At 63.9% G+C, this 13,353-nt stretch carries 14 protein-coding genes and 1 tRNA gene; 10 read left to right on the top strand and 5 right to left on the bottom strand.

The features are described from left to right. Nucleotides 1-3: 3 nt before the first annotated feature. Nucleotides 4-1,080 carry a recombinase RecA gene (gene recA, locus HV770_RS03890; protein WP_121315632.1) on the bottom strand — a complete coding sequence of 359 codons (1,077 nt, stop codon included), beginning with the start codon at nucleotides 1,078-1,080 and terminating at the stop codon, nucleotides 4-6. A gap of 231 nt (nucleotides 1,081-1,311) precedes the next feature. Here recA and HV770_RS03885 point away from each other — a divergent pair, with 231 nt between their 5' ends. From HV770_RS03885 to HV770_RS03865, 5 genes are all read left to right on the top strand, one after another. Further along, nucleotides 1,312-2,079, top strand: coding sequence for a response regulator transcription factor (locus HV770_RS03885; protein WP_175158177.1), 768 nt, complete (start codon nucleotides 1,312-1,314; stop codon nucleotides 2,077-2,079). A 9-nt stretch (nucleotides 2,080-2,088) separates the two neighbouring features. Next, entirely contained in the window at nucleotides 2,089-3,639 is a 1,551-nt protein-coding gene (locus HV770_RS03880) for a sensor histidine kinase (protein WP_175158176.1), read from the top strand. 217 nt (nucleotides 3,640-3,856) lie between these two features. Continuing rightward, nucleotides 3,857-5,515: an MFS transporter gene (locus HV770_RS03875; protein ID WP_175158175.1), complete on the top strand. Its 1,659-nt coding sequence runs from the start codon at nucleotides 3,857-3,859 to the stop codon at nucleotides 5,513-5,515. An 86-nt stretch (nucleotides 5,516-5,601) separates the two neighbouring features. Further along, a tRNA-Met gene (locus HV770_RS03870) sits at nucleotides 5,602-5,678 on the top strand. A gap of 284 nt (nucleotides 5,679-5,962) precedes the next feature. Beyond that, nucleotides 5,963-6,301, top strand: coding sequence for a hypothetical protein (locus HV770_RS03865; RefSeq protein ID WP_175158174.1), 339 nt, complete (start codon nucleotides 5,963-5,965; stop codon nucleotides 6,299-6,301). A gap of 61 nt (nucleotides 6,302-6,362) precedes the next feature. Here HV770_RS03865 and HV770_RS03860 read toward each other — a convergent pair whose 3' ends face one another. After that, nucleotides 6,363-6,806 carry a MarR family winged helix-turn-helix transcriptional regulator gene (locus HV770_RS03860; RefSeq protein WP_121315637.1) on the bottom strand — a complete coding sequence of 148 codons (444 nt, stop codon included), beginning with the start codon at nucleotides 6,804-6,806 and terminating at the stop codon, nucleotides 6,363-6,365. Between the two features lie 136 nt (nucleotides 6,807-6,942). Here HV770_RS03860 and HV770_RS03855 point away from each other — a divergent pair, with 136 nt between their 5' ends. Continuing rightward, nucleotides 6,943-8,481, top strand: coding sequence for a DHA2 family efflux MFS transporter permease subunit (locus tag HV770_RS03855; protein WP_175158173.1), 1,539 nt, complete (start codon nucleotides 6,943-6,945; stop codon nucleotides 8,479-8,481). A 20-nt stretch (nucleotides 8,482-8,501) separates the two neighbouring features. Here HV770_RS03855 and HV770_RS03850 read toward each other — a convergent pair whose 3' ends face one another. Next, nucleotides 8,502-9,179 (bottom strand): FadR/GntR family transcriptional regulator, encoded by a 678-nt coding sequence (locus tag HV770_RS03850; RefSeq protein ID WP_175158471.1) that lies wholly within the window; start codon nucleotides 9,177-9,179, stop codon nucleotides 8,502-8,504. A 245-nt stretch (nucleotides 9,180-9,424) separates the two neighbouring features. Between HV770_RS03850 and dgoD the strand changes: the two genes are divergently transcribed. The 4 genes from dgoD (at nucleotide 9,425) to HV770_RS03830 (ending at nucleotide 11,534) form a co-directional block, all read left to right on the top strand. Then, complete coding sequence (gene dgoD / locus HV770_RS03845; RefSeq protein ID WP_064268791.1) at nucleotides 9,425-10,573, top strand: galactonate dehydratase; 1,149 nt, start codon at nucleotides 9,425-9,427, stop codon at nucleotides 10,571-10,573. Between the two features lie 12 nt (nucleotides 10,574-10,585). Beyond that, nucleotides 10,586-10,726: a hypothetical protein gene (locus HV770_RS03840; RefSeq protein ID WP_175158172.1), complete on the top strand. Its 141-nt coding sequence runs from the start codon at nucleotides 10,586-10,588 to the stop codon at nucleotides 10,724-10,726. Nucleotides 10,727-10,974: 248 nt separating this feature from the next. Continuing rightward, nucleotides 10,975-11,277, top strand: coding sequence for a hypothetical protein (locus HV770_RS03835; RefSeq protein WP_175158171.1), 303 nt, complete (start codon nucleotides 10,975-10,977; stop codon nucleotides 11,275-11,277). A gap of 26 nt (nucleotides 11,278-11,303) precedes the next feature. Then, nucleotides 11,304-11,534: a YodC family protein gene (locus tag HV770_RS03830; RefSeq protein WP_175158170.1), complete on the top strand. Its 231-nt coding sequence runs from the start codon at nucleotides 11,304-11,306 to the stop codon at nucleotides 11,532-11,534. Between the two features lie 347 nt (nucleotides 11,535-11,881). Here the strand turns inward: HV770_RS03830 and HV770_RS03825 are convergent, their stop codons facing one another. Both HV770_RS03825 and copC read right to left on the bottom strand, forming a co-directional pair. After that, nucleotides 11,882-12,811, bottom strand: a complete 930-nt coding sequence (locus tag HV770_RS03825) for a CopD family protein (RefSeq protein ID WP_175158169.1) — start codon at nucleotides 12,809-12,811, stop codon at nucleotides 11,882-11,884. Beyond that, nucleotides 12,808-13,185, bottom strand: a complete 378-nt coding sequence (copC, locus tag HV770_RS03820) for a copper homeostasis periplasmic binding protein CopC (RefSeq protein WP_175158168.1) — start codon at nucleotides 13,183-13,185, stop codon at nucleotides 12,808-12,810. Before copC ends, HV770_RS03825 begins: the two co-directional genes overlap by 4 nt. Nucleotides 13,186-13,353: the final 168 nt, after the last annotated feature.

The following is a 13,353-nucleotide window of genomic DNA, read 5'->3' as shown; positions in this document are numbered from 1 at the left end:
TGCTTACTCTTCTTCGTCCGCGACTTCAGCGCTCGCGCCGGTCACGGCTTCCGCCATTGCATTGACGCCCAGCGATTCGCGGATACGGTTTTCGATCTCGCGAGCGATGTCCGGATTTTCACGCAGGAATTCGCGCGCGTTGTCTTTGCCCTGACCAATCCGCTCGCCGCTGTAGCTGTACCAGGCACCAGCCTTGTCGACGATCTTGGCCTGCACGCCCAGGTCGATGATTTCGCCCTGACGCGAAATACCTTCGCCGTACAGAATGTCGAAAATCGCTTCCCGGAACGGTGGCGACACCTTGTTCTTGACGACCTTCACACGCGTTTCGTTGCCAATTACTTCGTCGTTCTTCTTGATCGAACCGATCCGGCGAATGTCCAGACGCACCGACGCGTAGAACTTCAGCGCGTTGCCGCCCGTGGTGGTTTCCGGGTTGCCGAACATCACGCCAATCTTCATGCGGATCTGGTTGATGAAGATCACGAGGCAGTTCGTGCGCTTGATCGTGCCGGTGAGCTTGCGCAGCGCTTGCGACATTAGACGCGCTTGCAGACCCGGTAGCGAGTCGCCCATTTCGCCTTCGATTTCAGCCTTGGGCACGAGTGCCGCGACCGAGTCGATCACGATCATGTCGATCGAGCCCGAGCGCACCAGCGCGTCGGCGATTTCGAGCGCCTGTTCGCCGGTGTCCGGCTGCGAAACCAGCAGGTCGTTCACGTTCACGCCGAGCTTGCCCGCGTACTGGATGTCCAGCGCGTGTTCCGCGTCGATGAAGGCTGCCGTGCCGCCGATCTTCTGCATTTCGGCGATGACCTGCAGCGTCAGCGTGGTTTTGCCTGACGATTCCGGACCATAGATTTCGACCACACGGCCACGCGGCAAACCGCCGACGCCCAGCGCGATGTCGAGGCCGAGTGATCCGGTTGAAACCACCTGGATGTCTTCGACCACCTCACCTGCGCCGAGCCGCATGACCGACCCTTTGCCGAACTGCTTTTCGATCTGCGCGAGCGCGGCAGCCAGCGCCTTGCTCTTTTCAGCAGTCAGTCCAGCCGAGCCTTTCTTGCTTTCTTCCATGAATCGTCCTTTGCTATGATGAACGGCGTCTGAGGCAGGTGTACCGTCCACTTTTGAAGGACAGCACACGAAACCCAGACACTGTATAAAAAAACAGTGGTTTTGGCAAGCACGATTCTCATGCGAACACGCATTTTTACCGTCGCGCTGCGCAAACTACCCACAATAATTTTCGGAGACCGCTGTGCGCCGGGAACACCCACGGTGCCGGCAAGGCCAGGCTGGCGCATCATGCGAATTCTGATTGCCGAAGACGACAGCATACTCGCGGACGGTCTGGTGCGATCACTCCGCCAATCGGCCTATGCGGTCGATCACGTGAAGAGCGGCGTGGAAGCCGATACCGCGTTGTCAATGCAGACTTTCGACCTATTGATCCTCGATCTGGGCCTGCCGCGCATGTCCGGGCTCGAGGTGCTGCGCCGCCTGCGCGCGCGCAATTCGAGTCTGCCGGTATTGATCCTGACCGCCGCGGACAGCGTCGACGAACGCGTCAAAGGACTCGACCTCGGCGCCGACGACTACATGGCAAAGCCCTTCGCGCTGAACGAACTCGAAGCGCGCGTGCGCGCGCTGACGCGGCGCGGCGCGGGCGGCGGCCCGACAGTCGTGCGGCACGGCTCGCTGTCGTTCGACCAGGTCGGCCGGATTGCCTATGTGAACGAGCAGGTGATCGATTTGTCGGCGCGTGAACTCGGCTTGCTCGAAGTACTGCTGCAACGGATCGGCCGGCTGGTCTCGAAGGAACAGCTCGTCGACCACCTGTGCGAATGGGGCGAGGAAGTCAGCAATAACGCGATCGAAGTCTACGTGCACCGCCTGCGCAAGAAAATCGAGCCGAGCGGCGTGCGCATCATCACGGTGCGCGGCCTCGGCTACTGCCTCGAAAAAGCCGCGGCGCACGCCGGCGCGGGCGCCGGCACCCACGCCCCCACCGAGCCCGACCCGTCCGCCTCGCCGCCGTCCCGCGCGATGCCGGCGAGTCATCACTACAAATAGAGGGCATCCATGTCCGCGCGCGCAGATCGCGCCCCGGCGGCGCACGCGGCGGACCTCGACGAGGCGCGCGACGAGCGCTACGCCAATCCGTTCGCCCCGCCCGACGAAACCGAGGCCGCCGCAGCAGCACGCCCGCGCTCGCTGTTCGGCGAGATTCTCGACTGGATGCTGGCGCCGCTGCTGCTGCTCTGGCCCATGAGCCTCGCGGTCACCTATCTGGTCGCCAAGTCGATCGCGAACGGCCCGTTCGACCGCGCGCTCGAAATCGATGCCTACGTGCTCGCCCGCCAGATCCATCCGGTCAATGGCGTGGCGGAGCTGGCGCTGCCCGACTCGACGCGCGACTTCCTGCGCGCCGATAACGTCGACAGCGTGTTCTATCAGGTGCTCGGCACGCGGGGCGAACTGGTGAGCGGCGAGCGCGACATGCCGTTGCCGCATGAAGAGGACCGGCCGCCGCCGGGCATCGTCGAATTCCGCGACGACGTGCTGCACGGCAACGACATCCGCGTCGCCTACACGACCGTCGAATTTCCGCGCACGCCCGGCGCGCAGCCCGTGCTGGTACAGGTCGCCGAAACGCTCGACAAGCGCAGCCAGCTGGCCAACGACATCATTAAAGGCGTGATCCTGCCGCAGTTCGTGATTCTGCCGCTCGCGATCCTGCTGGTGTGGTTCGGCCTCTCGCGCGGCCTTGCGCCGCTGCATGCGCTGCAGGCGCACATCCGCGCGCGGCGCCCGGACGATCTGTCGCCGCTCGAGGCGCGCCGCGCGCCGCCGGAAATCGAGCCGCTGGTGACGTCGTTCAACGATCTGCTGACGCGCCTCGAACAGAACATGGAACTGCAAAAGCGCTTTATCGCCGACGCCGCGCATCAGATGAAAACCCCGCTCGCCGGCTTGCGCATGCAGGCCGAGCTGGCGCTGCGCGAGGACGTGTCGACGGAAGTGCACCGCTCGCTCGAACAGATCGCCACCAGTTCGGAACACGCCGCGCGGCTCGTCACTCAGTTGCTGGCGCTCGCGCGCGCGGAAAACCGTTTGTCGGGGCAGATATTCGCGCCGGTCGAGGTTAGCGAGGTCGCGCGCAACGCCGTGCGCGACTGGGTGCAGGCCGCGCTCGCCAAGCAGATGGACCTCGGCTACGAAGCGCCCGACGGACCCGTCCAAGTCGACGGTAATCCGGTGATGCTGCGCGAAATGCTGTCGAACCTGATCGACAATGCGATCCGCTATACGCCGCCGGGCGGGCGCATCACCGTCACGGTGAGACACGACGCGGCGGCACGGCTGGTGCATCTGGAAGTCGAAGATACCGGCCTCGGCATTCCGGTCGCCGAACGGTCGCGGGTGATCGAGCGCTTCTACCGGATTCTCGGCCGCGAAGGCGACGGCAGCGGGCTCGGGCTGGCGATCGTCCGCGAAATCGCGACCATGCATGGCGGCGAGCTGACTATCGAGGACAACGTCTATCAGGAGTCGCCGAGGCTTGCGGGGACGCTCGTGCGTGTCAGTTTGCACGTGCATGAGCGGGGCAGGACTTACCCTAACGCGCCCTGAACGAAAAAACTTGCACCCACATTTTTGAGATACGTTGAGCGAACGTTTGGAAACATTTCAATAAATTTGGCAGACGTTGACGAATCGAAGCCGGCACTTCGAATTATGCCCATCCACCTCGCGACGTCAGTACGCCGTAAGTTTCCACTCCAATAATCGGTTTCACGGGAACGCCTTTACCGGTGCTCCGCGTGCATATCAATATTGGAGACAGCATATGGCTAGCGTTGGCGGGCAAATCTCGCACGTGCCGATGACGCGCGAGGAGAAGCGGGTGATCTTCGCATCGTCGCTCGGGACGATTTTCGAGTGGTACGACTTCTATCTGGCCGGCTCGCTCGCGGCCTTCATCAGCAAAAGCTTCTTCTCCGGCGTCAATCCGACGGCCGCCTTCATCTTCACGCTGCTCAGCTTCGCCGCGGGCTTCGCGGTGCGGCCGTTCGGCGCGATCGTGTTCGGGCGGCTCGGCGACATGGTCGGGCGCAAGTACACGTTCCTCGTGACGATCGTGATCATGGGCTTGTCGACGTTCCTGGTCGGCTTTCTGCCGGGCTACGCAGCGATCGGCATCGCTTCCCCGGTGATCTTCATCGCCATGCGGATGCTGCAAGGCCTCGCGCTCGGCGGCGAGTACGGCGGCGCCGCGACCTACGTGGCGGAACATGCGCCGCCGGGACGCCGCGGCTTCTATACGGCGTGGATCCAGACCACGGCGACGCTCGGGCTGTTCCTGTCGCTGCTGGTGATTCTCGGCGTGCGCACGGCAATGGGCGAAGACGCATTCGGCGCCTGGGGCTGGCGCATTCCGTTCGTCGCGTCGATTCTGCTGCTGGCCGTGTCGGTGTGGATTCGCCTGCAACTGCATGAATCGCCGGTGTTCGAGCGCATCAAGGCCGAGGGCAAGACGTCCAAGGCGCCGCTTTCCGAAGCGTTCGGCCAGTGGAAGAACCTGAAGGTCGTGATTCTCGCGCTGATCGGCCTGACCGCCGGCCAGGCCGTGGTGTGGTACACGGGCCAGTTCTACACGCTGTTCTTCCTGACGCAGACGCTAAAGGTCGACGGCAGCAGCGCCAACATCATGATCGCGATCGCACTCCTGATCGGCACGCCGTTCTTCCTGTTCTTCGGCTCGCTGTCCGATCGCATCGGCCGCAAGCCGATCATCATGGCCGGCCTGCTGATCGCCGCGCTCACCTACTTCCCGTTGTTCAAGGCGCTCGCGCACTACACGAACCCGGCGCTGGAAGCCGCAACGCTGCGGGCTCCGATCGTCGTGATCGCGGATCCGGCGCAGTGCTCGTTCCAGTTCAATCCGGTCGGCACGGCGAAGTTCACGAACTCCTGCGACATCGCGAAGAGCGCGCTGTCGCGGGCGGGCCTGAACTACGAGAACGTCGCGGCGCCGGCGGGCACGCAGGCGCAAATCCGGGTCGGCGACACGGTGATCAACACGTTCGACGGGCGCGCCGCTGATGCGAAGGAGCAAGGCAAACTGTTCGATACGAGGCTCGCCGGGGCGCTGAAGGCCGCGGGCTATCCGCCGAAGGCCGATCCCTCGCAGATCAACTGGCCGATGACCGTGGTGATCCTGACGATCCTCGTGATCTACGTGACGATGGTCTACGGTCCGATTGCGGCGATGCTGGTGGAAATGTTCCCGACGCGGATTCGCTATACGTCGATGTCGCTGCCGTATCACATCGGCAATGGCTGGTTCGGCGGGTTCCTGCCAGCCACGGCATTCGCGATCGTCGCGGCAAGGGGCAACATCTATTCGGGGCTGTGGTATCCGATCGTGATCGCGCTGATCACGTTCGTGATCGGCATGCTGTTCGTGCGGGAGACCAAGGACTCGGACATCTACGCAAAGGACTGAAACGCGTGTTGGCCCGGGTAATTTAAAAAAGTTGTGCGCCTGGGGTTGACAGCCTCCGGCGCCGTCAGCATAATCTCGCTTCTTTCGGCGAATTAGCTCAGTTGGTTAGAGCGACGGAATCATAATCCGCAGGTCCGGGGTTCGAGTCCCTGATTCGCCACCAGTATCACTCGCAAGGCCCGCTTCTCTTAACCAAGAGCGGGCCTTTCGTTTTTTCAGCGACGATTTTGCTGCGGTGACCGGCAAGCGGGTTGCGTCAGCCAGCGAACAACCGCTTACAAGGCCATCACGCCGCCCGTGTTAACATCACCAAAACGATGTCTTCAATGGAGTGAGTTATCCTCCTCCCATTGATTCTTCGCCAGTTGCAAAAGAGCCGCTAACCCTCAAGGTTCAGCGGCTTTTTTATTTTGGCTTTCCCGATCGCAACTTCAAGGAGGGTTCTTGATGACGTTCCGCACCATCGCGCTCGCCGCGGCCACCGCTTCCATCGCGCTGCTAGGCGTCACGTCCACGTTGACGGCGCGGGCCCAGATACCGACCGACAGTCAGTGGCGCGCTAGCCCGATCACCCTGTCCACGCTGCTGCAGGACGGCTACAAGATCGTCGCCGTCGTGAATGGCGCGCACGGCGCCGCCGGGCCGGCCGACACGATCTTCGTTCAGCGCGATCAGAGCGCGTTCAAATGCATCGACCCGCAGCTGCCGGACGCGCGCACGAAAGCGCCCGCCTGCTTCGAACTGGTCCCGCCATCGGGAACCGCACCGGCTAGCGAATCGAAGTAACGGCCGTGCGATAAGCCCGCGCATCGCGAAGCGCGGGCCACCACGCCATCGTATGCGCACCTCAACGATCCACCAGGCGACTCAGATTGCCGCGCACCCGCTGCAATAGCGCGATCAGTTGCTGCGCCTCTTCATCGCTGAAACCGTTGAGCGCTTCGAGCGCCACCTCATCGCCCACCTTGCGCGCCTTGCCGAGCGTACGTCCGGCTTTGGGCGTCATGCGCACCAGATACTCACGGCGGTCCTGCGGATTGGCGATGCGCTCGATCCAGCCGCCCTCCGCCATCCGGTCCAGCAACCGGCCCGCCGAAATCGGCGCGACTTCGAGCAGATCCGCGAGCCGCGCCTGATTGATGTCGCCGTAATGCGCGAGATAAGCAAGCACGCGACACTGCGCGCGCGTCAGATCGACCGAGGATTTCGCGAGGTCGTCGAAACGCTTTCCTGCCAGCCGGCCGACGTCGGAGACCAGGAAGCCGAAGCGCTCTTCGAGTTGGGTTTTCATGCGCGGATTATACGAAAACCTTTCGCCTTCGAGCGCGGCTGCGAGCGCAATTCAGCCTCCGCATAACTCCTGATGGCGGCCGCGCGTGCAATCGATATAATAAGCATGCTTACTATATCGACCATCCCGCTCACTCATGTCCTCCGCCTCCTCGCCGGCGAGCGCGACCGCGCCGCTCAACCGGCCGATGATCACGCTCTCGATCATGCTCGCGACACTGATCCAGACGCTCGACAGCACAATCGCGAACGTGGCGCTGCCGCATATGCAGGGCACGCTGTCCGCGTCGCAGGACGAGATCACGTGGGTGCTGACTTCGTACATCGTCGCTGCCGCAATCGCGACGCCGCTCACCGGCTGGCTGTCCGACCGGCTGAGCGTGAAGCGCCTGCTGATCGTTGCGATCGGCGGCTTCACGGTGTCGTCGGCGCTGTGCGGGCTGTCGGAAACGCTGACGCAGATCGTCGCGTCGCGTTTGCTGCAAGGGATTTTCGGCGCGTCGCTGGTGCCGCTGTCGCAGTCCATCCTGCTCGACATCAATCCGCGCGAAAAGCAGGGCCAGGCGATGGCGGTGTGGGGCATGGGCGTGATGGTCGGGCCGATTCTCGGGCCGACGCTCGGCGGCTGGCTCACCGACAGCTATAACTGGCGCTGGGTGTTCTTCATCAACGTGCCAATCGGTGCGTTCGCGCTGTTCGGCGTGGCGACCTTCCTGCCCTCGCGCGAGCCGAAACACGACGTCAAGTTCGACGCGTTCGGCTTCGTCACGCTCGGTCTCGCGATCGGCGCATTGCAGGCGATGCTCGATCGCGGCGAGCAGCTCGACTGGTTCGCGTCGACCGAGATCGTCATCGAGGCGCTCGTCGCGGCGATCAGCTTTGCCTTTTTTCTCGTGCACACGGCGACAGTCGGCGAGCGCTCGTTCTTCAAATACAAGTTGCTGAAGGACCCGAACTTCGCGACCGGCACCTTCTTCATCTTCGTGATCGGTGCGGTGATGTACGCGACACGCGCGCTTCTGCCGCCGATGCTGCAAAACCTGATGAACTATCCGGTCGCGACCACCGGCCTCGTTACCGCGCCGAGCGGCGCGGGCACGATGGTCGCAATGCTGATCGCCGGACGCCTGCTGAAGCGGATCGACGCGCGGCTGTTGCTGCTCGCCGGGTTTCTGATTTCGGCGTTCGCGTTGTGGCAGATGATGCATTACACGATCGTGCTGTCGGCGTCGGACATCGTGTGGCCGGGCGTGATTCAGGGTTTCGGGCTCGGTCTCGTGTTCGTGCCGCTGAGCGCGCTGACCTTTTCGACGCTCGCGCCCGAACTGCGCGCGGACGGCACCGCGACCTACAGCCTGATGCGCAATATCGGCAGCAGCATCGGCATTTCGATCGTGCAGACGCTGATGACGCGCAACACGCAGATCTCGCACGCGGACCTCGCGGCGAACGTCACGCCGTTCAATCCCGCGATGCAGCCGATGCTCAGCAGTGGCTCGGCCTACGATATCGCGGCGCTGAACGCTTCGATCACACAGCAGGCGTCGATGATCGCCTATCTGAACGACTTCAAGCTGATGTTCGTGGCGACGTTGCTGGTGATCCCGCTACTGCTGTTGATCCGCCCTTCGCACAGGGCGCCGGATGCGTCGGTCGCGCATGCCGCGATGGATTGAGCGCGGCCACGCGCCTTCGATCACCCCTCGATCCGCCCTCGCGTCACCCCGAGCAACGAGCCCATCGCCGCACGCGCGGCAGCGGCGTTGCGCTCGCGAATCGCGTCGAACACCGCCGTATGCTCGGCCAGCGACGCGTTGAACACGTCCGCGCGTTTCGCATTCAGGCGCAATTGCGCCTCCAACGTACGCTCGATCAGCGTGCCGAGCGGGATCAGCAATTCGTTGCTGCACGCGCTCAGCACGCTCAAATGAAATTCCAGATCGGCGCGCACCCACTCGTCGACGTTGCGCGCCGCCACCATCGCCGCATGTGCGGCCGCGAGCGCGCGGAACGTATCGTCCGTGTGCGAGGCGGCAGCCAGAGCCGCGGCATACGGCTCGATCATTTCGCGCATTTCCTGCAGCTTGAGCGCGAACGCCATCGGCTCGGCGACGCGCGAATACCAGTCGAGCAGATCGGCATCGAGCAGATTCCACGCTGGCTTCGGCCGCACGCGTGTGCCCACGCGCGGGCGCGATTCGATCAGCCCTTTCGAAGTCAGCGTGCGCAGCGCTTCGCGCAGCACCGTGCGGCTCACGCCGAACGTTTCCATCAACTCCGCCTCGCGCGGCAGGATCGAATCGGGCGCGTAGTCGCCGCGCAGAATCGCGGTCGCCAGCAGATGGGTGACGCGCCCATGCAGATCGTGCTGAATAGATTTCTCCCAGCGGCCTTGCGGCGCCGTTTATTGATCATGGAATCCAGCGTCGACGGGAGCGTCCGGGCATCATCCCGCCTGTCGGCGTGCTGCCGCCTTAACCCGACGCCTTCCGGTGCGGCCATCTGTGGCCACTATCTGGCGAATAATACTATTAATAGTACTTAAACGCGCTTTTGTTGTAGCATGTGAGTCCTCGAAATATTTCGCGTGGCACCCAAGGCCGCAAGGAGACGCACACCATGAAAATCACCAAGCTCGAAACCTTCATCGTTCCGCCGCGCTGGTGCTTCCTGAAGATCGAGACCGACGAAGGCATCGTCGGTTGGGGCGAGCCGGTGGTCGAAGGCCGCGCGCACACGGTCGCGGCCGCGGTGGAAGAGCTGTCCGACTATCTGATCGGCAAAGACCCGCTACTGATCGAAGACCACTGGCAGGTGATGTACCGCGCGGGCTTCTACCGCGGCGGCCCGATCACGATGAGCGCGATTGCCGGCGTCGACCAGGCGTTGTGGGACATCAAGGGCAAGCATCACGGCGTGCCGGTGCACGCGCTGCTCGGCGGCCAGGTGCGTGACAAGATCAAGGTGTACTCGTGGATCGGCGGCGACCGTCCGAGCGACGTCGCGAACAACGCGCGCGCGGTGGTCGAGCGCGGCTTCAAGGCCGTGAAGATGAACGGCTCAGAAGAGTTGCAGATCATCGACACCTTCGACAAGGTGCAAGGCGTGATCAACAACGTCGCGGCGGTGCGCGAGGCGGTGGGGCCGAACATCGGTATCGGCGTGGACTTCCACGGCCGCGTCCACAAGCCGATGGCGAAGGTGCTGGCGAAAGAACTCGACCCGTACAAGCTGCTCTTCATCGAGGAGCCGGTGCTGTCGGAGAACGCCGAAGCGCTGCGCGACATCGTCAACCAGACCAATACGCCGATCGCGCTGGGCGAGCGTCTGTACTCGCGCTGGGACTTCAAGCACATCCTGTCGGGCGGCTACGTGGACATCATCCAGCCGGACGCGTCGCACGCGGGCGGCATCACCGAGTGCCGCAAGATCGCGTCGATGGCCGAAGCGTACGACGTCGCCCTCGCGCTGCATTGCCCGCTCGGCCCGATCGCTCTGGCAACCTGCCTGCAGATCGACGCGGTCAGCTATAACGCGTTCATCCAGGAACAGAGCCTCGGGATTCACTACAACCAGGGCAACGACCTGCTCGACTACATCAAGAACCCGGAAGTCTTCAAGTACGAAGATGGCTTCGTGTCGATTCCGCAAGGCCCGGGCCTCGGTATCGAGGTCAACGAAGAGAAGGTGCGCGAGATGGCCAAGGTCGGACATCGCTGGCGCAACCCGGTATGGCGTCACGAGGACGGAAGCGTCGCCGAGTGGTAAGAGTCTCAAGACATGCCGCCTGCGGGCGGCATGTTCGCTTTGATCGGCGAGCTGCTGCCGGTCTGCGATGCCAGGCTCGCGTCAACGCTCGCGAATGCGCTCGGCATGGTCTGCGCATCGTTCTCTTTGCTCGTCTGGGCAACATCGACCTAACCGCCAAAGCCTCGTTACGACCGCCCGCCCGCATGTTACGGCGACGTGACGCACAGGCCTTCGCAGTAACGTAACATCCTGGACCGCGTACGCTGAGACACGCGTTTCAGGGACCGCTACCCGCCCGGCTTCATTTCTCGAAAAGCCTTATCCATCAAGGCTTTCAAGCCATTTGTACGGCACCGGACATACGCATGGCCCGCGCCTTGCTGAAATGCTTGCAAACAACGCACGCATCGGGGCACATCATGGGCGAATTCCTTCCTGACTATCTGATCCGCGAACAGGCGGCCGTCGGCGCACTGGTCGCCTTCGGCGTGCTACGCATCCTCGGCGCGATGCTGGCGTTCGAACGCGGCTGGCGCATCTCGGTGGTCGAGAAATGCTTCGTTGCCGCCGCCGTCGTCTACTGCCTGCCGCAACTCTTCGATCTGCTGATGCATATGTACGGCGCGCGCGCCGCCGGCGCCGAACTCGAAGGCAAGGCCGCGGGCTGCGCGATCGCGCTCTTTTGCGCGCCGATCGTCGGCCATCGGCTCGGCCTCGAATAAGCGGCTTCATCAAGCGGATGCTCACCATGCGACTGCGGCTGGCGAAGAGACGCGCGAAGCCTGCGTATCACGTGGGCGAAGTGCTGAAGCCCGGATCTGGCGGACGCCCGATGACCGCCACCTGGAGCGGTCCGGTGCTGTTCGCACCGGGCAACTGGCTGATCTGCCAATGGATCAGCGACGCTGGCGAGTTGCAGCAGGAGATGTTTCCGGAGGAGACGCTGGAACGGGCGAGCCAGGACGCGCTCGCCGCCTGAGGAGCAGTAGCGGATTGCCGGCCACCGCCAGGCGACCGTGTGTATTGCGCCGCACGCTCCTGCAGTGCGGCGCTTTTTTTTTGGTGTTCCGTTGCAGGAATGACGCAAGGTGGACGAGCGGGCGGCGGGCGCACGGACGCGTACCGCAAGAGTCTTGAGACGCCGCCCCGTTTGCGAGTCTGGGGCGCACAGGCTTATTGCCCCAAAATCCCTTAGGCGGCGTGGTCGCACCGGACGTTGGCGATTTCATGCGCGCGTCGCACAAACTGGCGCAACACCCCACGTCACGCCCTTCGCCCGTCCGCCCCGCTCAATTCAACTCAACCCTGCTCAACCGCCCGACGGTCTCAGCCCAATGCCGCGAACGCCGGCACGCTATGCGACAGCGCCGCCGCCGCGACGAATGCCCCGATCATCGCCAGCGCTTCGAGGTACAGGACGTTGACGAACGTATGCGCATCCATCGTCGACGCCGTGCGGCGCAGGCGCGGCAGCGCGAGGAAACGGTTGAGTCCGCCGAGCACGAGCGCCATGGCGACGAGCACGAGTTTCAGCGTCAGCACGTGACCCCATGTGCTGGACTGAATCGCCTGGAGCGAGCCGCCGGAGCCGCGCACGGCATTGAAGATGCCCGACAGCAGCACGAACCCTACCGCCACCACCGACACATTCGACACCTGGGTCGCGGTGCGGATCAGCATCCCGCGCGCGGTCGAGGTGCCGAGGGCCGGCAGGATCGCCAGCCCCGCCGCCATCGCCAGCCCGCCCCACACGCTCGTGACGAGCACGTGCAGCGTTTGCATGCCGATCGCGGCCGACGCCACGCCGGCATCGGCCGCATGCCCGAGCGACGCCTTGCCCGCCGCGACCGCGATCACCGCGAGCCACAGCAGCGCATTGCGCAGCATGCCCCTATGGCTGGCCATCGCCATGCCGAGCAATACCAGCGCGCCTGCAAATGCGACGCTCCAGCCGTAGCCGACATGCGTCTGCGTCAGCACGGTCGGCACGACGCCGAACGCGGCCGGCAACGCGACCCCGGCCATCGACGCCGCCTGATACAGCAGCCAGCCGAGGTCCGCGAGCACCAGTACGACCGTCGCGGTCAGCAGCGATCGTTGCGCGCGCATCCAGGCCGGGCGCGCAGGCGAGATTTTCTGTTGGGCGTCGTTCGCGAGCCACGCGCTGAGCAACGCTGAACCGACGGCAAACGCAAACGCAACGTTCATGAGCGCGGCCATGGCGACCTGCCCGATCCACAATCCGTCGACGCTCATTTGACGTTGAACGCGAAGTCGCCTTGGGTGCGGTGGCCATCGGTGGCGACCGCGATCCAGTGCACCGCATAGCGGCCCGCGCTCAACGGCGGCAGCGGCAGGCGCATCACCCTGGCGTCCTGCTTGTCGACTTCTGAGGCGGCCTGCGCGGCCGCCTTGCCGCTCGCATCGGCCAGCGTGATCCTGCTGAACGCCGGCTCGAGCGGCTCGGTGAAATGGATCGTCACCGCGGTGGGCGCGACGGCGTCGGTGTTCGCCGCTGGCTCGCTCGACGCCAGATGCGCATGCGCGGACGCGGCAGACGTCACAACCAGCGCCGCGGCGCCGACCATCAACGCACGCAGCGTCGGACGGGAAAAATGGAATAGCTTCATGTAAGGCCGATAGCTGATGAACAGGAAAACGGTGAATGTCGAGCCGGGCGCATCTGGCTCGGACAGCGGCCGGCGAGCCCGGAAGTGTACGCTTCGATGGATCGCTCGGGCATCGGTTCAACCTGGTTTGTCGAATGGCATGGCGCGCCCCCCGCATTAACGGGGTGG

It is taken from the genome of Paraburkholderia fynbosensis, assembly GCF_902859935.1.
In the GTDB taxonomy this organism is placed as follows: Bacteria; Pseudomonadota; Gammaproteobacteria; order Burkholderiales; family Burkholderiaceae; genus Paraburkholderia; species Paraburkholderia fynbosensis.
This window is presented reverse-complemented; position numbering and strand designations above follow the sequence as displayed.

Coding starts and splice junctions, on each gene's coding strand:
- recA (WP_121315632.1), bottom strand. CDS start 1,080: ATGGAAGAAAGCAAGAAAGGCTCGGCTGGACTGACTGCTGAAAAGAGC.
- HV770_RS03885 (WP_175158177.1), top strand. CDS start 1,312: ATGCGAATTCTGATTGCCGAAGACGACAGCATACTCGCGGACGGTCTG.
- HV770_RS03880 (WP_175158176.1), top strand. CDS start 2,089: ATGTCCGCGCGCGCAGATCGCGCCCCGGCGGCGCACGCGGCGGACCTC.
- HV770_RS03875 (WP_175158175.1), top strand. CDS start 3,857: ATGGCTAGCGTTGGCGGGCAAATCTCGCACGTGCCGATGACGCGCGAG.
- HV770_RS03865 (WP_175158174.1), top strand. CDS start 5,963: ATGACGTTCCGCACCATCGCGCTCGCCGCGGCCACCGCTTCCATCGCG.
- HV770_RS03860 (WP_121315637.1), bottom strand. CDS start 6,806: ATGAAAACCCAACTCGAAGAGCGCTTCGGCTTCCTGGTCTCCGACGTC.
- HV770_RS03855 (WP_175158173.1), top strand. CDS start 6,943: ATGTCCTCCGCCTCCTCGCCGGCGAGCGCGACCGCGCCGCTCAACCGG.
- dgoD (WP_064268791.1), top strand. CDS start 9,425: ATGAAAATCACCAAGCTCGAAACCTTCATCGTTCCGCCGCGCTGGTGC.
- HV770_RS03840 (WP_175158172.1), top strand. CDS start 10,586: ATGCCGCCTGCGGGCGGCATGTTCGCTTTGATCGGCGAGCTGCTGCCG.
- HV770_RS03835 (WP_175158171.1), top strand. CDS start 10,975: ATGGGCGAATTCCTTCCTGACTATCTGATCCGCGAACAGGCGGCCGTC.
- HV770_RS03830 (WP_175158170.1), top strand. CDS start 11,304: ATGCGACTGCGGCTGGCGAAGAGACGCGCGAAGCCTGCGTATCACGTG.
- HV770_RS03825 (WP_175158169.1), bottom strand. CDS start 12,811: ATGAGCGTCGACGGATTGTGGATCGGGCAGGTCGCCATGGCCGCGCTC.
- copC (WP_175158168.1), bottom strand. CDS start 13,185: ATGAAGCTATTCCATTTTTCCCGTCCGACGCTGCGTGCGTTGATGGTC.